14 protein-coding genes are annotated in these 25,649 nt (G+C 71.6%); 7 read left to right on the forward strand and 7 right to left on the reverse strand.

Annotated elements, in window-relative coordinates; translation table 11 throughout:
• Positions 1-106: 106 nt before the first annotated feature.
• From VJ693_RS18845 to VJ693_RS18855, 3 genes are read right to left on the reverse strand one after another with little or no spacing between them, the layout of a single operon-like run.
• Positions 107-514, reverse strand: a complete 408-nt coding sequence (locus VJ693_RS18845; RefSeq protein WP_324156673.1) for a hypothetical protein — start codon at positions 512-514, stop codon at positions 107-109.
• Between the two features lie 32 nt (positions 515-546).
• Positions 547-1,257: a StbB family protein gene (gene stbB / locus VJ693_RS18850; RefSeq protein WP_324156675.1), complete on the reverse strand. Its 711-nt coding sequence runs from the start codon at positions 1,255-1,257 to the stop codon at positions 547-549.
• Positions 1,257-1,769, reverse strand: a complete 513-nt coding sequence (locus tag VJ693_RS18855; protein WP_324156677.1) for a hypothetical protein — start codon at positions 1,767-1,769, stop codon at positions 1,257-1,259. The genes stbB and VJ693_RS18855 overlap by 1 nt, the downstream gene beginning before the upstream one ends.
• 296 nt (positions 1,770-2,065) lie before the next feature.
• Between VJ693_RS18855 and VJ693_RS18860 the strand changes: the two genes are divergently transcribed.
• Together VJ693_RS18860 and VJ693_RS18865 are read left to right on the forward strand one after the other, a co-directional pair.
• Positions 2,066-2,692, forward strand: a complete 627-nt coding sequence (locus VJ693_RS18860; RefSeq protein WP_324156679.1) for a hypothetical protein — start codon at positions 2,066-2,068, stop codon at positions 2,690-2,692.
• Positions 2,689-3,690, forward strand: coding sequence for a relaxase/mobilization nuclease domain-containing protein (locus VJ693_RS18865; protein WP_324156681.1), 1,002 nt, complete (start codon positions 2,689-2,691; stop codon positions 3,688-3,690). Before VJ693_RS18860 ends, VJ693_RS18865 begins: the two co-directional genes overlap by 4 nt.
• Positions 3,691-3,773: 83 nt before the next feature.
• Here the strand turns inward: VJ693_RS18865 and VJ693_RS18870 are convergent, their stop codons facing one another.
• From VJ693_RS18870 to VJ693_RS18885, 4 genes are all read right to left on the reverse strand, one after another.
• Positions 3,774-3,941, reverse strand: a complete 168-nt coding sequence (locus tag VJ693_RS18870) for a hypothetical protein (protein ID WP_324156682.1) — start codon at positions 3,939-3,941, stop codon at positions 3,774-3,776.
• 682 nt (positions 3,942-4,623) lie between these two features.
• Positions 4,624-5,922 carry an IS1182 family transposase gene (locus tag VJ693_RS18875; protein WP_324156684.1) on the reverse strand — a complete coding sequence of 433 codons (1,299 nt, stop codon included), beginning with the start codon at positions 5,920-5,922 and terminating at the stop codon, positions 4,624-4,626.
• A gap of 415 nt (positions 5,923-6,337) precedes the next feature.
• On the reverse strand, positions 6,338-7,315 hold the full coding sequence (locus VJ693_RS18880; protein WP_324156686.1) for a hypothetical protein: 978 nt from the start codon (positions 7,313-7,315) through the stop codon (positions 6,338-6,340).
• 14 nt (positions 7,316-7,329) lie between these two features.
• On the reverse strand, positions 7,330-9,603 hold the full coding sequence (locus VJ693_RS18885; protein WP_324156688.1) for a hypothetical protein: 2,274 nt from the start codon (positions 9,601-9,603) through the stop codon (positions 7,330-7,332).
• A gap of 167 nt (positions 9,604-9,770) precedes the next feature.
• On the opposite strand from VJ693_RS18885, the gene VJ693_RS18890 reads away from it, so the two are divergent.
• The 5 genes from VJ693_RS18890 to VJ693_RS18910 all read left to right on the forward strand — a co-directional run bounded on the left by VJ693_RS18890 (position 9,771) and on the right by VJ693_RS18910 (position 25,642).
• Positions 9,771-10,535: a helix-turn-helix transcriptional regulator gene (locus tag VJ693_RS18890; RefSeq protein ID WP_324156690.1), complete on the forward strand. Its 765-nt coding sequence runs from the start codon at positions 9,771-9,773 to the stop codon at positions 10,533-10,535.
• Between the two features lie 167 nt (positions 10,536-10,702).
• Positions 10,703-12,166 (forward strand): hypothetical protein, encoded by a 1,464-nt coding sequence (locus VJ693_RS18895; protein ID WP_324156692.1) that lies wholly within the window; start codon positions 10,703-10,705, stop codon positions 12,164-12,166.
• 102 nt (positions 12,167-12,268) lie between these two features.
• The gene (glf, locus tag VJ693_RS18900) at positions 12,269-13,429 is read left to right on the forward strand and encodes a UDP-galactopyranose mutase (RefSeq protein ID WP_324156694.1); all 1,161 of its coding nucleotides are present in this window, start codon (positions 12,269-12,271) and stop codon (positions 13,427-13,429) included.
• A gap of 59 nt (positions 13,430-13,488) precedes the next feature.
• Positions 13,489-15,123 (forward strand): ShlB/FhaC/HecB family hemolysin secretion/activation protein, encoded by a 1,635-nt coding sequence (locus tag VJ693_RS18905; protein ID WP_324156696.1) that lies wholly within the window; start codon positions 13,489-13,491, stop codon positions 15,121-15,123.
• Between the two features lie 13 nt (positions 15,124-15,136).
• The gene (locus tag VJ693_RS18910; protein WP_324156698.1) at positions 15,137-25,642 is read left to right on the forward strand and encodes a filamentous haemagglutinin family protein; all 10,506 of its coding nucleotides are present in this window, start codon (positions 15,137-15,139) and stop codon (positions 25,640-25,642) included.
• The last annotated feature ends 7 nt before the right edge of the window (positions 25,643-25,649 follow it).

Consider the following 25,649-nt stretch of genomic DNA (forward strand, 5'->3'; position numbering starts at 1 on the left):
CGCCTGCTTGTCCGACCCTGCAGGGCCGCGCCGCCGGGCGATACCGCTCTGCCGGGTCACCGCTGGCATCCCGGGCGCATGAGTTCAAGTGCGTGGACTTGTCGCCTCAGCCGCCCAGACCGACCAGGTAGATCACCAGGCAGGCCGTCAGCATGCCGGCGGCCGCGCCGATCGCCGCGCCGGTGGCCACAAGTCGCAGCCAGTCGGTGCGCGAGCGCTGGATCGCTTCCCTCGTCAGGCTCTGGCGCACGGCGGCCATGGCGGCTCGTTCGAGGACCTGGGCCTGTTCGCCTACGACGCTGCGGGCGGCGTGCTCGGTCGCGGATGCCATCAGCGCTGCAAACTCCACTCGCAGCCTAGCGAGGGTGTCATCGACACTGGCGCGGAACTGGCTGCTGGCCTGCAGCAGGCTTTGCGCCGTGTTCTTCGCATGTGCCTCGGACCGGTCCTGCAGGTCCCGCAGCGCCTCGACGCGATCGGCCATGCGCTGCAGATCGTCGAGCAGCTCGGCCATCAAGGCCTGTCTGACCGTCTGAGGCTTGTCGCTCATGCCAGCTTCAGCGCGGCGAAGCAGGCCTCCAACTCCGGCAAGACGCCCTGCGCCAGACGGCGCAGGGCCAGGGCCTCCGCCAGCTTGATCTTCTCGGCCCGATCATCGGCTAGCGCGATCAGGCGCTTGAAGTCAGTTTCGTCGTGGGCGACGTCGATCACCGATCGGTCGCTGCCCACCAGGAGCTGGTACAGCTCGTTGGTCGTCAGGCGCGCGGCCGGGTTCAGTTCGCCGCACTCCGGATGCTCCCCGACGAAGGTGAACAGCGCGGCGAACGCTTGCCGGACGTCGGCTTCGGTCCCGTCACCTTCGACCTGGTTGAAGACAACCCGCAGTTTTTCGGGGGGGACACGCATTCGCGCCAGCTCGCTCAAGGTGCCGACGGTATTGAGTTGCTGTTTGACACCGGGCACGGCCGGGACCACGAAGTAATCGAAATCGTGCTGGCTGCCGCTGTATTTGCGCATCAGTCCCAGCAGTTCTTCCACGTTGCTGGCCCCGATATCGACGATGACGTCGGCTGCGGTTTGCAGATATACCTGCAGCTCCTTGAATTGGCGGCCCTTGATGGATTCCTCCTCGGCGTAGTCCGTATTGATTGATTCCACCGAAATCAGACGGGCGCCGGGAATTCGAGGCGCCAGCAGATGCCGGGCCATCGTGGTTTTGCCGACATTGCCGGAGAAATTGATGACAGCGACCTTCATTACTTCTTCCCTTCCTTGAAAAGCGGATTGGCTATGTAGGTGCTGAAGAACTCGCCGGCAATCTGCATCCCGGTTCGAGGGTCGCCGGCCAGACCGGCGGGTTTGTCCGGCCCGGCGCGGGGCGGGCGGGCGGGCGTGACCGAGCCTTCGGATGAATCCGACCAGGCTGCTCGAGGACTGACCGGGCCTGGGGTGAGCGCGGCGGGTCCTGAGGGAGTCTGTCCAGGCGGCCCGGGCGGCGCTGGCAAATCGATCTGCGGCGGCGATCCGCCGGCACGCGCCGCGCTGCTCAGGCGTGCGACCTCGCGTGCGACGGTCGTCTTGCCGACCGGCAGGCCGACGTCGCTGAGCACCAGCTGGATCTCCGCCAGGGAGTACCCGGCTTCGTGCAGCCGAGCAATCTCGTGCGCGAACAGGCCCGCCTTGCGCCGGAGCATGCCGGGCTGCAGGCGGGGGGTGAGCGCCACGCGCTCGGTCTGGTCCCAGAAGGTCTTGAGGCTGTTCGTGGTCATCGGTGCATCGCGTGCCGGATTCGTTCCGGATACCAACCCTTTATGGACCGGATACTACCCACTTGCGTGCCGTTTAGTCCACCACTTGCGTTCCACCTTGTAACTCGCATTCCCGTTTCGTTCCACTTTCGGCCCACATATGGACCGTTTGCGTTCAGGTCTGCAGTTACGAAGTGGAATGCCGGGGGCTGGATTGGGGTCGGATAGCCGGATTATTGGCTGGTAGTATTGGTTGCAGGATAGGCTGCCGCCGGCAAATGTATTACGTCCGCGGAATCGACCAGGGAGATGGCGACGTGACGACGACCGAGTCCCACTTGGAAAGCGCCAATGCGAAGGAGCCTCGATCCGCGGGCCTGCTGTCCGTGGACCTCGGCCCAGCCCTGAAAGCCGCCTGGCGCGCGCATTGCGACGCTCTGGGGGTGAAGGCAGGGCCCGCAATCTGCGCGCTCGTGGAGGCTTCTCTGAAGGCTCCTGAAGCTGCCTCAGCACGCGGGGCCAGCAACGGCGCCATGTCTGGCGTCGGCCGCCCACTCGCTTCGCCGGCTCTGGCCCGGCTTGGCTGCCGCCCCGACCATGGGCCGAAGGTGCCGCGCGAGATCGCGCTCACGCCGACCGAAGATGCTGCCATCAAGGACGTGTGCGCGTCGCAGGGTCTCGGCTACCAGGCGTGGCTGGTGGCGGCGGTCCGCGCTGCGCTCACGCAGACGCCCACCTTCGGTCAAGCCGAGATGGAGGCATTGACGGCCAGCAATGCGCTGCTGGCCGGCGTAGCCATCGACCTGGCCCAATGGCGCCGGCAGGTTGCAGAAACTGCCCTGGCAGATCGCCTGGAATCGTTGGAGGCCACCATCAAGCGGCATGTCGAGTTGAGCAGCCGAACCATGGCCCAAGGCACTCGCCGTTGGGAGATCACGGTATGAATGCGAGGACCGCGGGCAGCGACGATTTCATCGGACCAGCTGCCGATCTGCTGTTGGGACGCAAGCGCAAGAAACCTGCGCAATCTCGACGCGGTCGATCGCTCTGGACCGGGGCTCCTGTCGCGGCGCGGACGCGGCCCGAATATCCCGGCCGGGGCAGCAGGGCCGACCTCACGGCACGCCTGAAAGCCGTCGCGAGCCGACGCAGCCAAGTGGTCGTGAAGATTCCAACCAAGGGACGCAAGACTGCGACGTCGCTGGCAGGGCATTTCAGGTACCTGTCGCGTGACGGTGAAGAAATCCTGCGCGACCAGGACGGCCGGGAGTTTCGGGATGCTGAGTCGGTCACGGACCTGCTGTGGGCCTGGAAGCACACCGGACCCGTCCTGGACGACGACAGCCCGCGCAAGGAGGCGTTTCACATCATCTTCTCGATGCGCGAGGGTACGGACGAGCGAGCGGTCTTCGGTGCCGTCAAGGCAAGCGCGGAGCTCGAGTTCGCTGGCCATCAATGGGTCATGGTTCAGCACCATGACGAGCCGCAGGTCCACGTTCACGTGTGCGTCAAGACCGAGTCACTGGATGGCCAGCGACTGAACCCGCGCAAGGCTGATCTGCAGCGTTGGCGCGAGCGCTTTGCCTACGAGCTGCGAGAGCGTGGCGTCGAGGCCGAGGCCACCCGGCGTGCGCCCCGCCTGCAGCGCGAGAAAACGAACAAGCCCCGGGAGGTGAGCCAGATGGAAGGCCGCGGCGAGCCTTCGAACCGTGCGCCTTCGATGCCGGAACCTGGCAAGGCCGAAGGCTGGCGCCGGGTAGAGAAGGAGGTCACCGGCTCCTACTACAGAATTGTCGAAGCGTTGGGTGCCTCGGAAGACGCTTCTGATCGACTGCTCTCGTCGCAGCTGAGCCGGGTTGTACAGGACAGGATTCAGCACAACCGCCGAACCGATCGTGACCGGCCGGGTCGCGGTCGCGATTCACAGCTCGAACGAGGGTGAGTGTTCTGCGCTGCGGGATCCGGCCGCCGACGATGCGCGAGGTCGGCCCCTGGCTCGCTGCCCAGCTGCCCGACCGGCGGGATTCAGTCGAAGACGGCGCGCAGCGGAACGCGTCGTTGCGCCACCGCTTCTCCTGGGATCGCACCCAGCACCGTGTCCATCGACTCGCTTGCGCGCTCGAGCACCACGCGGCCGTCGGCCTCGATCACATGCAGCGGCCGTGCCGCGAAATCGAGCCATCTCACGTCCACGCGGATTGCAATGCATGGCGCTTGCGTCGGACCTCCTCACCCAGCCGCCGGCGTTGCCGTCAAAGCCGAGCCAGGCGACACGGCCAGCGCAGGCCTCGGGCAGCCACGGCGCCCATCGTCCGATGGTCGCCACGCCGCTGTAGCCGCAGACTGCCAGCGAGAGCGCGTCAAAGACGCCCTCGACCAGGATCAGCGGATCGCCGTGCCAGCCATGCCCGACACAAAACACGTCTCCGCCGGGGCCGATCGTCAGCATCATGTCCTGCACGCGCAAGGTGCTCAGGTAGCGGCCATGCACCGACCTCAGCGTTCCCGTTCGGTCGTAAAGGCCTACCAGCACCGCGGCGCGATCACTCCAGTCTGGGTCGAATCGCAGGCCGGTGGCGTCGGCCAGTTTGATTGGGATGCCGTGCCGCTCCACATAGGACTGGCCGGGCGTGCCTGCCAAGGGCGCAGCTCGCGCCAAGCGCTCGGCTGGCGTATCGCCCGATTGAGGCATGCACAAGGGGTCGCTGCCAAAGTGGGCCCGTGATTGCCGGCCGGTGGCAGACGGCTCGCGGCACGTGGGAAGCTGACTTCAACGGCATCGGCGGCTTGAGTCCGGGCTGTCGATGACGTTGTGCGCGTTCAACCGGCGGCCCGGGGGGCGGCCGTGGAGGCTGCAGGAAGGCCTTGCAGCCCCTCAACAGGCCTGCATTGCAGCCATTCGCCGCAGGTTCAACGCCAAGCAGACGAGTTTCCACTCGGCTTTGACACGGTGCAGCCCGCGCAGGCTGAACTGGCGGAACCCCAGCACGTTCTTGATCCAGCCGTTGGGTGGCTCGGCGATCCACTTGCGTCGCCGGTAGGCGGCCTTGCCATCATCGGTCTGCAGCTTGGCGGCCATCGCCGCCGTGTGCGGTAGCCGCTCGGCATCGAAGCGCAGCGGCCGCTTGCCCTCGCGGCCAATGGCCACCACCAGATCGCAGCCCTTGCCCGCCAGCGCCTCGAACACCGCCTCGGACTTGTAGCCGGTGTCGGCCAGAGCCTGCTCGGGCAGGCATCCCAGGTTGTCCTTGACGGCTTGCAGCAGCGTGGGCAGTTCAGCCGCGTCACTGGCGTTGTTGGTCAGCTCCGCGGCCACGATGATGTGCGCCGCATCGTCGACCGCCGTCTGCGCGTTGTAGCTGGCATCGAAGCCGCCGCCGGCGCGCTTCATGATGCGGCTGTCGGGGTCGGTGAAGTTGTCCTGCGCTTTGTCCTCGGGCACGCCGAACTCGCGCTTGTAGCGCCCGCCTCGGGGCGGCTCGTCGGGGTCGCGCCCGCGCTCGATCTCGGCTTCGCGCTGGCGCTGCTCCAAGCGTTGGCGGGCCTCGGCGATGGCCGCGAGCCTCGCCTCGCGCCGCGCGATCTCGGCCGGGATGTCCAGCTCGGGCTCGTTCTTCTCGGCCTCGTCGGCCTGCTGAGCGCGCTTCAGAAGCGCATCGATCTGCGCCTTCAGCTCCGCTTCTGCCTTGAGCATGTGGCCGTAGCTCATCGCCTTGTGGCGGCTGGCGTTGGCCTTGACCTTGGTGCCATCCACCGCGATCGTGCCCAGCTTGACCAGGCCCATCTCGCGCGCCAGGCGCACCACCTGCACGAACAGATCCGACAGCTCCTTCAGGTGGAACGCCCGGAACTCGCGGATCGTGCGGTGCGCCGGGAAGTTGCCCGCGGCCAGCACCCGGAAGGCCACGTCCTCGTGCAGCTTCTTGGCGATCTTGCGCGAGCTGAACACACCCGTGGCGTAGCCGTACACCAGCACCTTGACCATCATCGCCGGGTGGAACGGCTGGTTGCGCGGGCCGTCCTTGTCGTAACGGGCGTGGAACGCGCCCAGGTCCAGCGTATCCACTGTGTCGCTGATGAAGTGCGCCAGATGCCCCTCGGGCAGCCAGTCCTGGATCGCCTCGGGCAGCAGCAGCATCTGCTGCGGCTCGTACGGGAGGTAGTTCGCGGCCATGGCCGCCAACGTACCTCATCCGTCAGCGGCAGTCAGGGGATTCCCTTCTGCCGCCCAGACTCCTAGCGTCGAAGGTGTCGGGTGCAGCCGAGGCGAGGGCGCACGTGTTCCACGCTCCGGCGAGCGGAGATCGTGGCGATCAACTTGTCGTAGGTGCGCATGGCAAGGTCTCGGAACAAAACAAAAACCCTGGGAAGTTCGCACTTGCCGGGGTTTGGTGCCGGAAGGCGAATGCCTCCCGATCGCGTCGAAAGGCGGGTTCAGCTGGCGAAAGTCGCCTTGGTCATTTGGGACGCGATGTGCATGGGGCTGAATTTTCCGATGTTCGACCTTGACGCGCAAGCGGCCCGGCCCATGACCGTTGCGGCGCCATGACGCTGCGGCGCGAAACCAGTGCGAGCGGGTCCTGACGCCCTCACGCGGTGGCTTCAGCCGCGGACGCGGAGCGCTCCCGGGACAGCCCGCCCAGCAACTGGAGCGTGAAACCGGCGTCGAGATCCTCGAGCGCACAGGCTGGCTCGTGCGGCGGCAGTTCGCCGCCGAATTCGACGCCGAACTCGGCGGCGAGTCGTCGGTTGCAGTCCTCGAACTCGGCGAGCATCCGGCGTCGCTCGTCGCCGCCGAGCAGGTGTCTGACCGGCGGCAGGCCGGTCTGGGCAAGCGCGCGCGCGGCCTGCAGCAAGGGCGCAAGTTCGTAGGGCACCCGCAGCCGGTTCATCCGGTTGAGCAGCAACGCAAGCCGCATGTCGGGCGACGGGTTCGCGCGCCGGTCCGGCAGGCCGAGCGGAGGCAGGCCGAGCGCAGTCTCGAAGGCGGCCATCAGGCCCGGGCCGCGCACCGCAGGGCCGTCGAAGTCCAGCGCCCGCACGCGTGCCGGCAGCGCGGCCCAGCGACCGAGCAGCGCACGGTAGTTCAGCCGTTCCCGGGTCGCCGGCGCGCGCGCGAACGTCAGGATGGGGCGTGACTCGCGACGCGCCGCTTCGCGCACGAACTGGTTGAACAACGCCTCGACGAACAGGTCCTGCCGGCGCAGGAAGCACAACACCTCGATCTCGAAGCGCGCGGACAGCGGGGCGAAGAATTCGGCCACTCGCGGGTCGGGTTCGGACAGGCCCTCTTCGCTGATCAGCAGCGTGTGTGCGCCACTGGCGTCGAACTCGGCGAGCAAGGCCTCGCGCTCGCGCGCCTGCAAGGCCGGGCTGCCGGAAGCCGCCGCGTGGTAGACCGAGCAATGCTTGGGCAGCTCGGGCCAGGGCGGGCGCCGGGTGTCGGGGTAGAGCACGCCATGCTGCCGCAGCACGTCGCGCGCACCGTCGAGCGCGGCCTGCAAGGCGCTGGTGCCCGTCTTGTGCGTTCCGATGTGCAGGATCAGCCGGGGTCGTGAAGAGCTCATGCAAAAGGGGGTCGTCAAAGCCGGTAGCGCCGACCTTCGGCGCGGCCGAACTGGGCATAGTGCAGGGCGGCGTCGATGCCGGTGCGGGCAACGTCGGCGTTCAGCGCCAGGTACTGGGCCGGGTCGAAGTCGGCCGGCAGCGGCTGGGCAGGGCTGCCGGGGTGAGGGTGCCTGGCTGCCCGGCTCACCGGGCGGCGCAGCCCCTGCCACCAGCGGGCCAGTGGCGAGGCCGGTCCCACCATGCCAGCGTGCTGCTGCGGCGCCCGGCCGGCTTGCGCGGCCGCGCCCTGGCGCAGCCGTGCCAGTTGCACCAACTCGCGCTCGATGCGCTGGCGCAGTTCGCGCACGGGCAGGGCGGCGGGCCAGTCGGCGTCGGGCGGTGGCGGGCCGGGCTCACCCGCCGCGGGTGCCGTGGGCGGTGGCGGAAAGCGGAACTTCGCGTGCGCCAGTGCGCGCGTCTCGTCCGCGTGACGCGCGGCCACCTCGGCCCAGAACGCCGCGCCGCCAGAGACGGCCAGCCGCTCGCGCCAGCGAGCGCGCAGGGCATCGAAGTGCTCGACGAATGCGGCCAGCGCGGCCAGGTAGCGGCGCATCAACCACAGCCGATCGGCCGGTGCGACCGGCGGCAGCTCGCGGTAGGTGCCGGCACCGGCATTGACCAGCACGACGGCGCGGTAGCGGCTCGCGTCGGGCTGGTAGCCGGGGTAGAGAAAGGGCCGCAGCAGCACGCCGTGCTCGCCGGCATCGCGCTCCAGGCGTTGCCGTTCGGCCTCGGGCAGCGGGCTCATGCGGGCGGCCTGGAGGGCCGGCAGGGCCGCGCGGTAATGGGCATCGAAGTCGGTCGTCAGCAGGGCGCTGGGCTCGTCCTGCAGGTGCTCGAGCACCTGCAGGTACAGCCTGGCGCCCTCGAGGTCATCGAGGGCCGTGTGCTCGGCCAGGCGTTGCTCGAACCAGCGCGCGAACTCGGCGGCGCCGCTGTCCGAGTGCCTGAAATTGATCAGCACCGCGTGCAGGATGGCCATGTACTCCTGGGCGTAGGAGTGGCCGGGCTCGTGCCAGGCGGCGAGGTTCGGGTTGGTGATCACCGGCACGCCGGCGGCCTGGGCGCGCAGCGAATATTCGATGTCGTCCCCGCGCAGGAAGAAGGCCGCCGGCAGGCCGATGCGGCGAAGCGTGGCCAGCGGCAGCGCGAAGAAGATGAAGGTCGTGTACTCGCAGTGGTTCAGCGGGCCGAACTCGTCGAGGTGCTCGAAGCCGTTGAGCGACAGGCCGTGCTTGAGCAGGTGCGGGAACATGTTGCGCTTGAGGCCGAACCCTCCCTGCTCCTTGAAGTTCAGCCGGCCCCAGAAGCCGCCGTCTTCCCACACGCGCGTGGGCTGGCTCTTCATCAACACCGGGAGGCTGGCCACGTGTTCGACGGCGCGGTAGGCCGAGGCCATCCAGTGCCGCGCCAGCGACTCCATCGACAGCAGCAGGTCGTCGTCCAGGATCAGCACCTCGTCGGGCGCTTCGGCCGGTGCGGCATCGCAGCGGACCAGGAAGTGGTGGATCAGGTGGCTGGCATTGCCGCCGCCGCCCAGGTTGGGCCCGGTCATCACGCGCAGGTCCAGGCCCAGGGCGTCGGCCTCGGGCCACAGGTGATCGGCGGCGGCGCTGGTGTCGAGCACCCAGAATTCGGTGCGGGCCAGCAACGCGGCGTGAAACGGGTCGCTGCGCGCGCCTTGCGCGAAGCGCTCGAGCTGAGCCTGCAGATCGCGCGTGCGGCCCCAGGTGCGCATCAGGACGGCGAGCCGCGCGCCGACGCGCGGCGTCGAGCGGGTGCACCAGGCCGCTTCGTGCAGGCGCGCACCGTCGATCGCGTCGACGTGCCAGAACAGGCGGCTGCCCTCCGGCAGCGCCGACAGCGATCCGAGCGGCAGCACGTGGCGGCCGCGCATCGGCGCATCGATGTGCATTTCGCGCAGCACCACCGGCGCCTGGCCGCGCGTGGCACGCATGACCCGCAGGCGCAGGCTGCCGCGTACATCGACCACCAGCCCCAGTTCGCGTGCGTGGCTGAGCTTCGCCCAGGGGTCGACATAGAAGCTGTTGCGCAGCGTGCCGCCGCCGAGCCAGTCGTCGGCTCGCAGGTCGAACCGGTCGCCGCCGCCGGCCCAGGTGCTGCCTTCGCTGCCGGCCAGGTACAACACCGGTGCGCCCAGCATCGAGCGGTCGATCGCCTGGAGGCGATGCCAATCGGCACCGTCGTGCCGGTGCCAGGCGGGAAGGACGGTCGGCGAAGGTGTCACGAAGGCGGGCGCCAGGAGGCGCAGGCTGGGAAGGCCGCCATCATCACCAGCTCCGATGACGCCACCGCGTCAGCGCGGCGCCCGAAGGGACCAGGAGCCGACACGCTCGCGTCACGGCGGTTTCATGCGCGGCGCCTACCCTGCGCCGTCCTGTCGATCGGCCCCCCATGCATGCCCCGTTCTCCAGCGTGCCCGAACTTGGCGACGCGTTCCTGCGCGGCGTCGAGGCCGCGCACGCGATTGCCTCCCCACAGCAGTTCTTCGTCTGGTTGCGCCTGCACCTGCATCGCTTCGTGCCGCACGAACTGGCCTTGTGCTGGTGCGATGCCGGACGGGATGCAGGGGGGTGCCGTGCCCTGGTGCTGAACTGCGTGCCGCTGCCCGAGTCTCTGATGCTCGCCCTGTCGAACCCGGCGGCGCACTGCTGGCGGCAGCTGGCCGAACAATGGGAGCGGGCCGACGGGCGGGCCTGTCGTGTCGTGCTGGATACCTTGCCGGCCGAGGGCGCGCAGGCGCTGGCCGGGGCCGGCTTCGGTGCGCTGGAACTGCACGCCGTGCAGGGGCCCGGCCGGCCGGGGCCCGAGCTGATCTTCGCGTTCGCGAGCCGCCAGGGCGCGGCGCCCGGCGCCGATGCCCTGCTGGCCCTCGAGTTGTGGATGCCCTACCTGCAGTTCGCCTGGTGGCGTGCCGAAGGCACCGGCGCGCGCCGGGTCGCCACCCGACTGGCGCTTGGCGCGCCGCCGCTGACCGAGCGCGAACTGCAGGTGCTGGTGGCCGTGCGCGAAGCCAAGGCGAATGCACAGATCGGGGCCCTGCTGGGCATCAGCCCGCTGACGGTGAAGAACCACCTGCGCAGCATCCAGCGCAAGCTCGGCGCACGCAACCGCGCCCACGCGGTGGCCGAGGCCATGGCGCGTCGGCTGATCAGCTGAGTCGGCGAATGACAGTCGCTCGAGCCTGCATGGCCCGTTCGCATGGTGTGCGAATCGCTCAGCGCCCACACGCATGTCACCCCGGCTTCGGATAGTGACCCCAGTTCGCCGCGGCATCGCTTCGCGGTGCAACTGATCGACAAACCCATATCTAGGATGGAGTCACCATGAAGCTTCGTTTGATCGCCCTGGCCGCGCTGGCTGCTGCCAGCAGCGCCCATGCGCTCACCCCCGCCCAGATCGACACCGCGCGCAGCAACGGCACGCTGAAGGAGGTCTACATCGCCGGCGCCTCGGCGCAGCGCCTGTTCATCGGCGCCTGGTTCCAGACGAACTGCAACGCCTCGACCTTCGACGTGTTCTTCAACGGCACCGGTGCCGCTCCGGCCGGCAGCAGCCACCGCGCCTATTCGTGCAACCTGAAGAAGAAGGTCGGCAACTGGGTCACCGGCACGCCCGTGCTGCTGGTCAAGCGCGACGCGGGCGGCTCGTTCCAGGGCGTGAACCCGATCGCCACCGGCACGGCGCAGGACTTGATGGCCGTCGACGGCACCTGCACGGCCACCGGCAACCCCAGCCCGGCCACCGACATCCTGCTGCCGAGCTTCGCCTGCAACAACGTCGTCTCGCGCCTGGCCGACGCCGGCCTGTCGGACGTCGAGCCGGCCCTGTTCCAGAAGCAGGTCAACCTGCCCTCGCCGCAGACCGCCGTCAGCACGACGACGCTCGATTCGAAGGCGTTCAACCAGACCATCATGGGCGTGGCGGTCAACAAGAAGCTCTACCGTGCCCTGCAGGAAGCCCAGGGCCTGATCCCGGCCGGCGGCGTGCTCGACGACGCCCCGGCGAAGATGCCCAGCCTGTCGCGCACCTTCGTGACGGCGGCGTTGTCCGGCAACCTGTCGGGCAGCTCGGTCGACAAGCGTGGCTGGAACCTCGTCGTGCCGGCCAGCGTCGACGCCGGCGTGCTGAGCAAGCAGGTCAACGTCTGCCGCCGGGTGATCGGCTCGGGCACGCAGGCCAGCTTCAACGTCGAATTCCTGAACGCCGGCTGCGGCGCGGGCACCTCGACCTACGCCCCGGTCGGCCAGACCGTCGGCGCCAACAACTCGACCCCGCTCGCCTCGCCCGCGCTGTCCGAGAACGGCACGCTGGCCTGGAACCTGGGCTCGGGCTCGGGCAACGTCGAGACCTGCCTCGGCACCACGGTCGAGAACCTGGGCGGCACCGCCTACGCGATCGGCATCCTCAGCCGCGAGAACAGCCCGCTGCCGACGGGCCTGGGCATCGACAAGGGCTACCGCTTCGTCAAGCTCGACGGCATCTCGCCGGCGCGCGACGTGGCCAAGGTGGGCACCTACCAGTTCGCCTACGACGCCACGATGCAGTGGCACAAGACGCTGCTGACCGACGCCGACGTGAAGTCCTTCCTGACCGCGCTGCGCGCCAATGGCGGCAAGGCGGCCCAGCTCAACATCGCCGACGTCGACACCCAGCAGGGCGTGATGGCCCTGCCGACGACCTACACCGGCGCCTATGAGGACCTGACCGACCCGGTCACGCTGAAGTTCGCTTCGCGCATGGACCACAACACGGCGGCGAGCTGCTCGCCGATCCGCATCGTCAAGTAAGACGAGCGTCGTTGGGACGGGCCGGCCGGTGCCGGCCCACCACAACCGGGGGCGGTCACTGCGCGCGGTGCCCGCCCTCAACCCGTTTCCTGCCTGTTATTCATGAGCCAACGCATCCTGATCGTCGGCGCCGGTCTGTATGGCGCCACCTGCGCCCGCGAGCTGCACGATGCGGGTCACCGCGTGCACGTCATCGAGCAGCGCGACGCCCCCGGCGGCAACTGCGCCACGCGCTACCTGCCTGAGGCCGACTGCCACGAGCACGTGCACGGCGCGCACATCTTCCACACCGACAGCGATCGCATCTGGGCCTGGGTCAACCGCTTCGCCCGCTTCAATGCCTACGTGCACCGGGTCAAGGTGTGCCATGCCGACGCGATCTACAGCTTTCCGATCAACCTGTTCACGCTGTACCAGGTCTTCGGCGTGCGCACACCGCAGCAGGCGCGCGATGCCCTGGCGCGCGAGCGGCAGCCGATCGCCGCGCCGGCCAACCTCGAGGAACACTGCCTGGCGACCGTCGGCCCGACGCTGTATCGCCTGTTCATCGAGGGCTACACGCGCAAGCAATGGGGGCGCCATCCCAGCCAGCTGCCGGCCGAGATCATCAAGCGCATTCCGGTGCGGTTGAGCTTCGACGACAACTACTTCAACGACCGCTATCAAGGCATTCCGATCGGCGGGTATGCGGCGCTGTTCGACCGGCTGCTGGCGGGCATCCCGGTGGAGTTCGACGTTGATTTCCTGCGCGACCGCGACCACTGGCTGGCGCGCTACGACCGAGTCATCTACACCGGCCCGATCGATGCGTTCTTCGACCGCTGCCACGGTGCGCTCGAGTACCGCTCGCTGCGTTTCGAGCGCGAGCTGCTGCCGCTGGCCGACTTCCAGGGGGCCGCGGTCGTGAACTACAGCGATGCGGCCGTGCCTTTCACCCGCATCATCGAGCACCGGCATTTCGAGCTGCCGAGCGCCGCGCGCACCGAGGCGGCGCGCCACACGCTGATCACCCGCGAGTACCCGGCCCATGGCGGCCCGGGCCGCGAGCCCTACTACCCGGTGGGCACGGCCGTGAACCTGGCGCGTTACGAGCGCTACCGCGCGCTGGCCGATGCCTTGGCGCCGCAGGTTCACTTCGGCGGGCGGCTGGCCGAATACCGCTACCTCGACATGCACCAGGTGATCGGCGCCGCGCTGGCGCAAGTGCAGCGTCTGCTGTCGCCCGGCCGTCACGGCGCTGTCACCATCGCCCGCGCGGCATGAGCCGATCGGTGCATGTGCCGGGGCGGCCGCCGTCACCCCGGCTCGCGAACATGCCGGCCGTGAGAACCCTCGCCGCCCTCGTCGTCCTGCTCCTGTCGCTGCTGCCCATCGGCCGCGCGTTCGCCGAGGCTGGTTTCGACCTGCTGGCGATCGACGTCGAGGGCAACAGCGTGCTGCCGGTGACGGCAATCGAGGCCGCGGTCGAGCCGCACCTGGGCCCGGGGCGCGGCATGGCCGGGGTCGAGGCGGCGCGCACGGCGCTCGAGGCGGCGTACCAGAGGGCCGGCTACCTGACGGTGCTGGTCGACATCCCGGAGCAGCAGGTCCAAGAAGGGGTGGTGCGACTGAAGGTCATCGAGGGCCGTGTCGGCGCGCTGTACGTGCTGGGCTCGCGCTACCACGACCAGGGTTTCATCCGCGCCAAGGTGGCAGCGCTGCAGCCCGGCGCCGTGCCCGAGTTCAACACCGTGCAGGTCCAGCTGGCCGAGCTGAACCGCAGCGACGACCGGCGCGTGCAGCCGGTGCTCAAGCCCGGGCGCCTGCCGGGCACGGTGGACGTGGAGCTGCAGGTCGAGGACACATTGCCGCTTGGCGGCACCGTCGAGTTGCACAACCAGCATGCCGCCGGCACCGAGCCGCTGCGCCTGCAGGCCACGCTGCGCTACGACAACCTGTTCCAGCGCGATCACGCGCTGGCACTGAGCCTGATCACCGCGCCGTTCGAGCCCGGGCAATCGCGCGTGCTGGTCGCGAACTACACCATCGCGGATGCCGAGGCCGAGACGCTCGGCGACAGCTGGAACCTTTCGCTGACGCTGTCCGACAGCGATGTGGAAACCCTCGGCGGCACGCAGGTGCTGGGCCGTGGCACGACACTGGGCCTGCGGCGCGCACGCGCCTTCGCCCGCCGCGGCGGCGACCGCACGGGCGTGCTGACCTGGGGCGCCGACCTGAAGCTGCTGCGCGAGCGCACGGTGTTCGGCGCCGACGAGATCTCGACGCCGCTGCGCTACCTGCCGTTCCAGCTCGCGTACAGCGACCTTGCGTTGGACGGCCCCACGCGCTGGCAGTGGAACGCCAGCCTGACGGCAGCGGCCCGCGCGCTGCTGCAGCGCGACGTCGACTGCCCGCTGGCCAGCGGCGGCAGCGGCCCGCAGGACCAGTTCGCGTGCAAGCGCAAGGGCGGCGACGGCAGCTTCCTGGTCGGCCGCTTCGATCTGCGCGCGCAGCAGCGCCTGGGGCAAGCCCTGGGTCAACGCGAGGGAGAGGGCCAGCTCGCGCTGCGCCTGGGCGCGCAGGCGGCTTCCGGCGCGCTGGTCAGCGCCGAGCAGTACGCGATCGGCGGTGCCGACACGGTGCGCGGCTACCTCGAAAGCGAGGCCACTGGCGACCACGCGCTGCTCGGCTCGCTGGAATGGCGCATCGCCAACATCGCTTCGGCCGGCACCCCGGACCTGCGCGAGCTGGTGCCGCTGGTCTTCGTCGACGCCGGCCGCGTCTTCACCATCGACCCCGCTGCGGGGCAGCCCGGCGCGCAATCGCTGGCCGGCGTCGGGCTCGGGCTGCGCGTATCCGGCAGCGGCGCGGCGGCCGGGCTCGAAGGGGGGCTGGACCTCGGCTGGCCGCTGCGCGACAGCCCCAACAGCGCGCGCGGCGAACTCCACCTGCATGCCCGGCTCGCGGCGCGCTTCTGAGCGAGATACCACCATGGCCCCTCGTCACCTGTCCGCACGCCTTGCACTGCCCGTTCGCTTGACGCCGCTGGCCGCCGCACTCGCCGCCTGCTGGCCGCTGTGGGCCGCGGCCGCGCGCCCGCCGGCGCCGAGCGCGGTGCCCATCCCGTCGGCGAGCTGGCGCATCTACGGCAACGGCAGCGCCGCGCCGGTCAACACGCCCAACGCACAGGGTGGCATCGACCAGGCCATCCGCCAGGACAGCCAGCGCGCCATCTACCAGTGGCAGAGCTTCGACATCGGCTCGAACAGCAGCGTCACCTTCGACATGGCGTTGAAGAACTCGAGCGCCTTGAACCGCGTGCTGGGCAGCACCGCGCCCTCGCAGATCTTCGGCAAGTTGAAAGCCACCAACGGCGGCGAGATCTACCTGATCAACGCCAACGGCATCCTCTTCGGCCGCGGCGCGCAGGTGAACACCGGCAGCCTGATCGCCTCGGCCTTGAACGTGTCGGACGGTGAATTCCTCTCCGGCCTGACCAACAGCCTGCTGTTCGACAAGACGACGCCCGCCTTCGCCTACGACGGCGCGGCCGGGAACTTCGTCGACAGCCGGAACTTCGTCCGCGTCGACGAGGGCGCGAGCATCACCACCGCCAACGGCGGCCGGGTGTTCCTGTTCGCCAAGCGGGTCGAGAACGCCGGCAGCATCAGCACGCCCGGCGGCCAGACCATGCTCGCCGCCGGCGGCAAGGTCTACCTGCAGCCCCCGGCGGACAACCTGCTCTACGCCTCGGAGGCCAACCCCGAGGTGCCGTCCCTGCGCGGGCTGCTGGTCGAGGTGGGCGCGGGGCCGTCGGACGCACCCGAAGGCGCGCACGGCAGCGCCGTCAACGAGGCCAGCGGCTCGATCGCCGCGCCACGCGGCAATGCGACCATCGTCGCGATGGCGGTCAACCAGATGGGCCGCGTCAGCGCCACCAGCAGCGTGACCGAGAACGGCTCGATCATCCTGCGCGCGCAGGGCGATGCCCGGGCCCTCAACGAGGGCGTGCGCGCCACCCAGGCCGGCGCGCTGGTGCTCGGCGCGAACAGCCAGACGACCATCGGGCTGGACGACGGCGCCGGCCAGAACGGCGGCAAACCGCAGACCAGCGACGGCAATGCGACCTTCGTCAACCCGCGCATCGACCTCGCGGGGGCCAGCGTGTTGCTCGACACCGGCGCGCAGGTGACCGCCCCGGGCGCGACCGTGGACGTGCGGGCCGAGGCGACGCCCAACTTCCAGGCCCATGATGGCCGCAGCTTCGAGGCCGCGGCCGGCGATGGCGAGCGCATCGTGATGGGCGACGGCGCGGTGATCGACGTGTCGGGCACGACCGACACCACCGAGAGCGTGGCGCGCTTTTTCGTGACGACCGGGCTGCTCGGCAGCAACGACCTGAAGGACGCGCCGCTGCAGCGTGACGGGCTGCTGTACCGCAGCAAGGTCACCGTCGACGTACGCGAGGACTCGGCCATCCTCGGCAGCCTCGACGGCTACCGCGATGGCCTGCAGCAGACGATCGGCGAGCGCCTCTCGGCCGGTGGCCAGGTGCGGCTGACCGCCGGCAGCGGCGTGCTGACCCACGCGAATTCGCGCATCGACGTGTCGGGTGGGCAGGTCAACTACACCGCGGCCGAGGTGCGCGAGACGCGCCTGATCGGCGCCGACGGCCGGGTCTACAACCTCAACGAGGCGCCGACCGACCAGGCCTACGGTGCCGCGCTGAACCTGCAGAAGGGCAGTGCCGCGGGCTTCGACCGCTGGGGTGTCAAGGTCAACTACGGCAACCTGACGCCGACCCGGCATGAAGAGGGCTATGTCGAGGGCCGGGCCGCGGGCGGCGTCGCGATCGTCGCGCCCACCGTGGTGCTGCAGGGCGCGCTGGCGGCCGGGACGGTGTCGGGCACCCGGCAGCAGCAGGGCGACGACGCCGAGGCGTCGCGCGGGCGACTGAGTGTCGGGGCCGTGCGCCAGGGCGCGCAGGATTTCGACAGCGCCACCTACGCCGGCGGCGCGGTGCTGCGCAACTTCCAGCTCACGCTGCAGGGCCCGCCGGACGACGCCGGCTGGTGGGGCGAGCCGATGGCGGCCGAGCTGCCGCCCGTCTCGGGCATGTCGCTCGCCACGCTGACCGGGGCGGGCTTCGGCGCGATCGCCATCGCGGCCGACGGCAATGTGCTGGCCCTGCGCCAAACCACCGACGCATCGTTGGCACTGGGCGACCAGGCGTCGCTGCGCCTGCTTTCCGCCGAGGGCGACGTGGTGCTGGGCGGCAGCACGCGCAGCGCCGGCGGCAGCGTCGAGCTGAATGCCAGGCGCGGCAATGCGACGCTGGTCGACGGCGCTCGTGTCGAGCTGGCGGGTCGCTTCGTCAACGTGCTGCAGGACGGCCCGACGCGCACCGACACCGTCAGCGGCGGCCGCTTCAGCGCCAGCGGCGGCCTCGGCGTGCAGCTGGGCAGCGGCAGCCTGGTCGACGTCTCCGGCGGCGCGCTCGTCGATGCATCGGGCCGGGTGAGTGGCGGCGCCGCCGGCAGCGTGCAGCTGGCGCAGACCGGCACCGAGGCCGGCGAGGCCCCCGGGATCGTGCTCGGCGGCACGCTGCAAGGCCAGTCGCTGGCCGCGGGCGGCGCTTTCAGCCTGAGCGCGCGCGCGATCCACGTCGGCGCCGGCGAGGCCGCGCCCGATGCGATGCGCATCGACCCGGCGCTGCTGACGCAGGGCGGCTTCGGCAGCTTCACGCTGGATGGCCGCCAGCAACTCGACGTGGCGGCCGACACGCGCATCGCGCTGCATCGCGACGAGTGGCAGCTCGACCCGCGCGCGGCCGCGCTGGCCGCCAGCGGCAGCGATTGGCTGTCGCTCGCCAGCAGCGGGCCGGCGCCCGGTGTCGCGCCCGCGGCGATGAGCCTGGCGCTGCGCTCCTCGGGCACCGACCCGAGCGATGGCCGGCTCGTGGTGGAGCAGGGCGTCGTGGTCGAGGCCCCGGCCCGCTCGTCGCTGGCGCTGTCGGCCCAGAACCAGCTGTGGATGGACGGCACGCTGCACACCGCCGGCGGCCTGGTCGCGCTGTCGATCAACGCCAGGCAGATCACCGACGCGGGCCAGCCGGCCGCCACCGCCCTGTGGCTTGGCGAGCATGGCCGCATCGACGTATCCGGGATCACGCTGCGGGCCCCGACGACCAACGGCCTGCGCCAGGGCCAGGTGCTCGACGGCGGGCGCATCACGCTGTCGGCCAAGGGCGCGGCCGGCACCGAGCCGGTCCTGGTGATGCAGCAGGGGGCCGAGCTGGTCGCGCACGGCGCCAGTGCGGTGCTCGATCGCAGCGAACTCACGGCAGGCGGTGTGCGCTGGGTGCGCGAGCGGGTCGACAGCGATGGCGGCACGCTGGCCATCGAGGCCAACCGCGCGCTGGTCAGCGAAGCGGCGATCGACCTGCATGCGGGCGGCACGGGCGGCAGCGGCGGCAGCCTGGGCGTCACGCTGACGGCCGAGGCCAGCAGCCAGCCCGGCGCACCCGAGAACGAACGCCGGGAGCTGCGCATCGCAGCCGGGCCGACGCTGAAGACCGCGGGCCTCGCGCTGGGCGACACCGCCGGCGTCGACGGGCTCACCGGCATCGCATCGATCTCGGCGCAGACGATCGTCGCCTCGGGCGCCGCGGACCTGAGCCTGGGGGCGCGCGATGCGCTGCGCTTCCTCGAGGGCGTCGACCTCGATCTTGCCGGCACGCTCACGCTGTCGTCGCGTGCCATCGCGGCGCAGCCCGGCCAGGCGACGCAGCTCGATGCCGGCCAGATCTGGCTGCAGGGCCTGGCGCCGCTGGACGCCGGGGCGGCCGCGCCGGTGCCGGCCGCGCGCGCCGGCGATGCCAGCATCACCCTGCATTCGCGTGACGGGCTGCTGGTCTCGGGCGACTGGGTCACCCAGGGCCTGGACCGGCTCACGCTGGCCGCCGAAGGCGACCTGATGCTGCATGGCACCGGCGCCAACCGGCTCCAGGGCAGCCTGACGAGTGCCGGCGACCTGCGCCTGTCCGCGCGCCAGGTCTACCCCGGCACGGCGACCGAATTCCGCATCAGCGCCGTGGGCCGCGACGTGACGATCGCCGGCCACGCAGACGGCGCGGCGGCCGGGGCCGCGCCGCTGTCGGCCGGCGGCACCCTGAGCATCGAGGCGGCCACCATCACGCAGGGTGGCGTCGTGCGCGCGCCGCAGGGCCGGATCGTGCTGAAAGGCAGCGAGTCGGTCACGCTCGGCGAGGGCAGCGAGACCTCGGTGTCGGCCGACGGCCTGCGCCTGCCCTACGGCAGCAGCGCATCGGGCACCTGGACCGCGCCGGACCAGCAGGCCATGGCTGCCGCCCCGGGCAAGCGCATCGACATCGAGTCGCCCGTCGTGGCCCAGCAGCAGGGCGCGACGCTGGACCTGCGCGGCGGCGGCGACCTGGTCGCCTACGAATTCGTGCCCGGCCGCGGCGGCTCGACCGACGTGTTCGCCGGCGGCAACGGCGCCTACGCGCTGGTCCCCGGCGTGCAGGCAGCGGCGCTGTTCGACGCGACGATCAACGGCGCGGCCGCCCTGGGCCGGCAGATCCAGATCGGCGAGGGCGGCCCGGTGCCGGCCGGCACCTACACGCTGCTGCCGGCGCGCTATGCGCTGCAGCCCGGCGCCTTCCTGGTCGAGCCGGTCGCGGGCGCGACGCCGCTGGCGCTGGGCGCGGCCGTCGCCCAAGCCGACGGCTCCGCCTGGGTCGGCGCGCGGCTGGCGACCGCCGGCACGGCGAACGCCGATGCGCAGACCAGCACCTGGCGCATCAGCAGCAGCGCGGTGGCGCGGCAGCGTGCGGAGATCCGCGAGACCTTCGCCAACGCGGCGTTCACCGAGAGCGCCACGCAGCAGGGCCAGGCGCCCGGCGAGCGGCCGATGGACGCGGGCACGCTGTCGCTGGCGACGACGAGCGCGCGCCTGGACGGCCGCATCGAGATGGCCGGTGCGGCGCCGGGCAGCGGCCGCTCGGCCGGCCGCGGCGGCCGGGCCGAATTCGCTGCCGAGGAGATCGTCGTCGGCGCGCCCGGCGGGGAGCTTGCGGACGGCGCCGACGGCGCGCTGCAGCTCTCGGTGGCCACGCTGAACGGGCTGGGTGCGCAGACCCTGGTGCTCGGCGCGCGCAGCGGTGACAGCGGCGAACTGGGCACGGCGCTGGAGGTCGGTGCAGCCAGCGTGCGCATCGCGACCGGCGGCCAGGCGCTGCAGGTCGAGGACCTCGTCGTCGCGGCCCAGCGCGAACTGCAGGTCGAGGCCGGCTCGGTGATCAACGCCGTGGCGGGCGCGGCCGGCAACGCCGCGGCGCCGACCACCTTCGTGCTCCAGGGCGACGGCGCCGCGCTGCGGCTGGCGGCCGCGCCCGGCGCCGGGCTGACGCGGCAGGGCGCCGCGATGCAGGCGGGCACGCTGTCGCTGGGCGATGACGTGCGCCTGGACACCACCGGTGGCAGCCTGGTGATCGACGCGACCCGCGACACCAAGATCGCCCGGACGGCCTCGCTCGGCGCCGGTGAGCTGACCCTGGGCTCGCCGGTCATCACGGTCGGCGGCCCGGCCGGCGGTCCGGGTGTGCTCTCGTTGACGCCGGCGCTGCTCGAGCAGGTCAGCGAGACGGACCGGCTGACGCTGCATGCCTACCGTTTCGTCAACCTCAAGGATGGTGCCGTGCTGGGCGAGGACGTCGTCGGCGCACCGACGCTGGACCACCTGGTGCTGGACACGCCGACACTGCGCACGACCGAAGCCACGCAGACCGGCGCGCGCATCACGGCCGGCGAGATCACGCTGGCCAACAGCAGCGGCCTCGCCGGGGCACCGGCCCTGGCCGGCGAAGGGCAGCTGACGCTGCACGCCAGCCAGGCGGCGGGTGGTCGCGGCGACATCCGCCTGGCCCCAGGCCGCGTGGTGGTGCAGGACGCCGCGTCGCTGACGCTGCTGGCCGACAACGCCATCGCGCTCGCCGGGCCGGGCGCGGCGCTGGCCACCGACGGCGCCGTGGTGCTGCGCTCGCGCGGCATCGTCGCCGAGGCGGCCGGTGCCGACGGCACGCTGAAGGCCGGTGGCGCGTTGCGCATCGAGGCGCTGGCCGGTACCGTGGCGCCGCCCTCGGCGCTCGGCGCCTCGCTCGACATCGAGGCCGAGCGCATCGCGCAGCTCGGCCGCATCGTGCTGCCCTCGGGCTCGGTGTCCTTGGAGGCCGAGGCCGGGGTGGAACTCGGCGCCGACAGCCGGCTGGACGTGTCGGGCCGCAGCGTCGCCGTCGGCGAGGCCTCGGTGGACCTGGGCGGCGGCCAGGTGACGATGCTCACCCGCACCGGCGACGTGGCGCTGCAGGGCGGCGTGGTCAACGTGTCGGGCGCCGGCAACGGGCCGAGCGGCGGCGCGGGCGGCCGCATCACGCTGGCCGCGCCGCAGGGGGCCGTTCAGGTCCAGGCCGAACTGCGCGGCACCAGCGGCAACACGCAAGGCGCCGAGCTGTCGATCGACAGCGGCGCGCCGGTCGACCTGGCCGCGCTGGCGCGGCACATCGGCGAGGCCGACCCGGCCAGCTTCTCGGGGGCGATCCGGCTGCGCCAGCGCAGTGGGGACTTGACGCTCGGGCCCTTGACCGAGCTCGCCGCGCGCGAGATCGACCTGGCGGCCGACAGCGGCGCGCTGGGCGTACAGGGCACGCTCGACGCGCGCGGGGCTGAAGGTGGCCGCGTCGCGCTGGCCGCCGGCACGGCGCTGACCGTGGCGCCCGGCGCCGCCTTGCTCGCATCGGCCGACTCGGCGGATGGCGACGGTGGCCGGGTCGAGCTGTCGGCGGCTCATGGCACGCTGGCCCTGCGTGCCGGGGCGACGATCGACGTGTCGGGCGGCGTGGCCGGCGATCAGGGCCGCCTCACGCTGCGCGCCGAGCGCCAGGGCATCAGCGACGCGGCCCCCGGTGGCGCCGGCGTGGACATCGCCGCACTGGGCGCCGAGATCCGCGGCGCCGGCCGCATCGACGTGGAGGCGGTCAAGGTCTACGACGGCATCGGCCTGGTCACCGACTACGCGGCGCCCGCACCCGGCACCTTGCTCGCTGGCACCTTGGCCCGCGACGGCCTGGCTTTCGTCGGCACCGAAGGGGGCAAGGCAGCCCTGCTGGCCGACCGCCTGGCCAGCGGCAACGAGGGGCTGCGCGACGCCCTGCGCATCCACGCGGCGGCCGAGATCCGCAGCGACGCCGACCTCGAGGTCTCGATGCTGGCGGGCACCTGGACGACACCGTCCGAGCGCGCGGAGGTGGCGCTGCATGCGGGCGATGTCTCGGCGGTGGGCGACAGCACGATCACCTTGCGCGCCGCCGGTGACCTCGCCGTGCGCTCGTCGATCGATGCCGGCTTCCACTGGAGCGGCAACAGCCGCGCCGGCGGCGCGCTGCATTTCGTCGCCGGGGCCGACCTCGCAGCCGCGTCGGCGAGCGCGACACGGCAAGACACCAGCGCGGACCTGGTGATCGGCCGCGAAGCGCGCCAGCCTCAGGACGTGCGGGTGCGAACGACCACCGGCGATGTCACGCTGGCCGCCGCCGGCGACGTGAACCTCACCGTCGGCCGTGCGCGCGTGTACAGCGCCGGCATCGCGGGCGACGATGCCGCGGCCCAGGCGGTGCGGGACCTGCTCTTCCGCCAGGACGCCTTCCGCGTGGACGGCGGCGACATGCGCATCCAGGCTGGCGGGTCGGTGCGTTCGCGGTCGGTGACCAGCGACGATGGCTGGTACTACGGCGGCCTCGGCCTGCTGGGTGCGCACCCGGATGCCTGGCTGCGCATCGAGAAGGCGGGCCAGCAGGTCTTCTGGGACGCCAGGCCCGACGAATTCGGCGCCGGCCTGCAGCACGGCGTCGGCGCGTTCGGCGGCGGCCGCATCGATGTGCGCGCCGGGGTCGACGTGGTCGACCTGACGGCAGCCGCGCCGTCCGGCGGCCTGATCGACGCCGATGGCGAGGCGCACCGCTATGGTGGTGGCAGCGTGCGCGTCGCGGCCGGCCGTGACGTGGTCGGCGGGGTCGTCCAGGCCGGCGGCCCGGTGCTGGCCGTCAGCGCCGGGCGCGATGTGGCCTGGGCGGAGAAGCCGGCGTTGACGGCGCTGTTCAACCCCACGCCCGGCCTCGTGCTGGCGCACGAAGCCAGCGAGGTGCAGGTCCAGGCACGGCGCGACCTGACGCTGGGCGCCGTCGGCAGCAGTCATGCGCTGAACGGCCGTTGGGTCAGCGGGCTGGACGAGGGCGCATCGCTGACGGTTCGTGCGGCCGGCGGCGACCTTGCCTATCGCGCCGACGGCGAGCCCGCGTCGGCCGACAACCCGAACGGCATGAGCTTCAACCTGCTGCCTTCGCGGGTGCTCATGGCCGCGCCCAGCGGGGCGCTGACCGTCGGCGGCGTGCAGTCCGGCGCGACGGTGATCCAGCAGGCCGAGGCGGGGGCGACGCAGCTCGACCTGCTGGCCGGTGCGGACCTGCGCCTTCACACCGACCTGCAGGTCAATGCGAGCTGGAGCCAGGGCGTGGCCTACCACGATGAAAGTGGTGCCGACCCGCTCAGCCTGAGTGGCGCCGGCTTGCCGGGCAGTTCGTGGCTGGCCCTGTCGTACAACGACCTGTCTCGCGGCGATGGGAGCGGGCTGGACCGCAGCGACCGCACGCCCGTGCGCCTGGTGGCCGCGGCGGGCGATGTCGAGATCGGCAACACCATCCGCTCGGCGCGGCCGCTGCGGGTGCTGGCGTCCGGCGACATCGTGCTCAGCGGCACCAACGTGAACTCCGGCCTCGAGCTGCAGCACCAACCGGCGCGGCAGGACGCCGGGCGCGATGGCGAGGCGATCAGCGAACTGAGCCTGTTGCGCGCCGGTGGCGACATCACGCTCGGCACCGCCGGCGTGCGCGCCGCCGGCCCGGGCGACCTGGTGCTGCTGGCTGGGCGCGACGTCGACCTCGGCCGCGGCGCCGGCGTGCAATCGGTGGGCAACATCGACAACGCGGCCCGGCTGCCCGAGGGCAGCGCCCAGCTGACGCTGGTCGCCGGGCTGCGCGCCGACGGGGCCGACTACGCCACGGCGGCCCAGCGCGGCTATGCGGTGCTCGGCAGCTCGGCGCTCGCGGCCCGGGCGGCGGACATCTACGCGTTGCTCGACGCACCCGACAGCGCGGGCGGTGGCAGCGCGCCGCCGCTCGGCAGCGCCGAGGCGAAGACCTTCGCCGCGCTCGGCACCGATGGCCAGCTGGCCAGGGTGAGGACGCTGCTCGGCGATGTCGCCTACGACGCCGGGATCGTCGGCTACGTGCGCGGCCTGGTCGGCCACGAGCGTGACAGCGCCGCGCAGGCGCTGCAGGCCTTCGAATCGCTGTCGGCCGTCAAGCGGGCGGCGGCCCCGGGCGCGCTGCTCGCCGAGGCGCTGGGCCACGAGGACGCGGCCACGCGCTTGCCCTTCATCGCAGCCGTGGCACGCGCCGACGCACCGCAGGCCGCGCAGGCCCTGCTCGGCTTCATGCAGGCCCAGACCGGCGAGCGGCTCACGCTGGACGCCGCGCTCGCCGCCTTCGAGCAATTGCCGGTCGAGCGGCAGCTGCTGCGCCTGAACGCGGTGCTGGTCGATGAGCTGCGCAGCAACGGCCGCGCCGCGGTGGCCGCGCGCCTGGCCGAGGACAAGGAGGCCGCCTACGACCGCGGCTACGCGGCGATCAACGCGCTGTTCCCGGTCGACGAGGCCGTCGCGGCGGGCCGCCCGGCGGGCGAGATCCGCCTGCCGACGACCCAGGCGCGCACGCTCCAGGGTTCGGGCATCACGCTGCTCGCGCCGAGTGGCGCGGTGAACGCCGGCGAGACCGGCAGCAGCACGAAGAAGCCGAGCGAGCTGGGCATCGTCACCGTGGCCGGCGGCGACATCGCCGGCGTCGCCCTTGGCGACATCCTGGTCAACCAGTCGCGCATCTTCACGCTGGCCGAGGGCGACATCCTGCTGTGGTCGTCGACCGGCGACGTGGATGCCGGCCGCGGCGCGAAGACGGTGGTCGGCGCGCCCGCGCCGGTCTACCGGCTCGATGCGAACGGCCGCATCGTCGTCGACACCAGCGGCTCGTTCAGCGGCAGCGGCATCGCGGTGCTGGATGCCGACAGCGCGCTCGACCTGTATGCGCCGGCCGGCGCGATCGACGCCGGCGAGGCCGGCATCCGCGCGCTTGGCACTGTGACGCTGGGGGCCGATGTGGTGCGCGGTGCCGACGACATCGTCGGCGGCTCGGTGGCCGGTGCGCCGCCGGCCGCGCCCACCGTCGGCGCGACCGCCGCGCTGGCCCAGGCCGCCGACGCCGCCAGCAACGCCACCCGCCCCGGCGACGACGACGAGGAGGAGCGTCGCCGCAAGCGCCGCGCCCGCCGCCAACTGCTGCTCGAGTTCCTCGGCTTCGGCCAGGGCTGACCGGCCG

The sequence above is a fragment of the Ideonella sp. genome (assembly GCF_035254525.1).
Taxonomy (GTDB): Bacteria; Pseudomonadota; Gammaproteobacteria; order Burkholderiales; family Burkholderiaceae_C; genus Ideonella.

What these genes read in the sequence shown, in the direction of transcription:
- VJ693_RS18845 (WP_324156673.1), bottom strand. Translation starts at nt 514, where the DNA reads ATGGCCGAGCTGCTCGACGATCTGCAGCGCATGGCCGATCGCGTCGAG.
- stbB (WP_324156675.1), bottom strand. Translation starts at nt 1,257, where the DNA reads ATGAAGGTCGCTGTCATCAATTTCTCCGGCAATGTCGGCAAAACCACG.
- VJ693_RS18855 (WP_324156677.1), bottom strand. Translation starts at nt 1,769, where the DNA reads ATGACCACGAACAGCCTCAAGACCTTCTGGGACCAGACCGAGCGCGTG.
- VJ693_RS18865 (WP_324156681.1), top strand. Translation starts at nt 2,689, where the DNA reads ATGAATGCGAGGACCGCGGGCAGCGACGATTTCATCGGACCAGCTGCC.
- VJ693_RS18875 (WP_324156684.1), bottom strand. Translation starts at nt 5,922, where the DNA reads ATGGCCGCGAACTACCTCCCGTACGAGCCGCAGCAGATGCTGCTGCTG.
- VJ693_RS18880 (WP_324156686.1), bottom strand. Translation starts at nt 7,315, where the DNA reads ATGAGCTCTTCACGACCCCGGCTGATCCTGCACATCGGAACGCACAAG.
- VJ693_RS18890 (WP_324156690.1), top strand. Translation starts at nt 9,771, where the DNA reads ATGCATGCCCCGTTCTCCAGCGTGCCCGAACTTGGCGACGCGTTCCTG.
- VJ693_RS18895 (WP_324156692.1), top strand. Translation starts at nt 10,703, where the DNA reads ATGAAGCTTCGTTTGATCGCCCTGGCCGCGCTGGCTGCTGCCAGCAGC.
- glf (WP_324156694.1), top strand. Translation starts at nt 12,269, where the DNA reads ATGAGCCAACGCATCCTGATCGTCGGCGCCGGTCTGTATGGCGCCACC.
- VJ693_RS18910 (WP_324156698.1), top strand. Translation starts at nt 15,137, where the DNA reads ATGGCCCCTCGTCACCTGTCCGCACGCCTTGCACTGCCCGTTCGCTTG.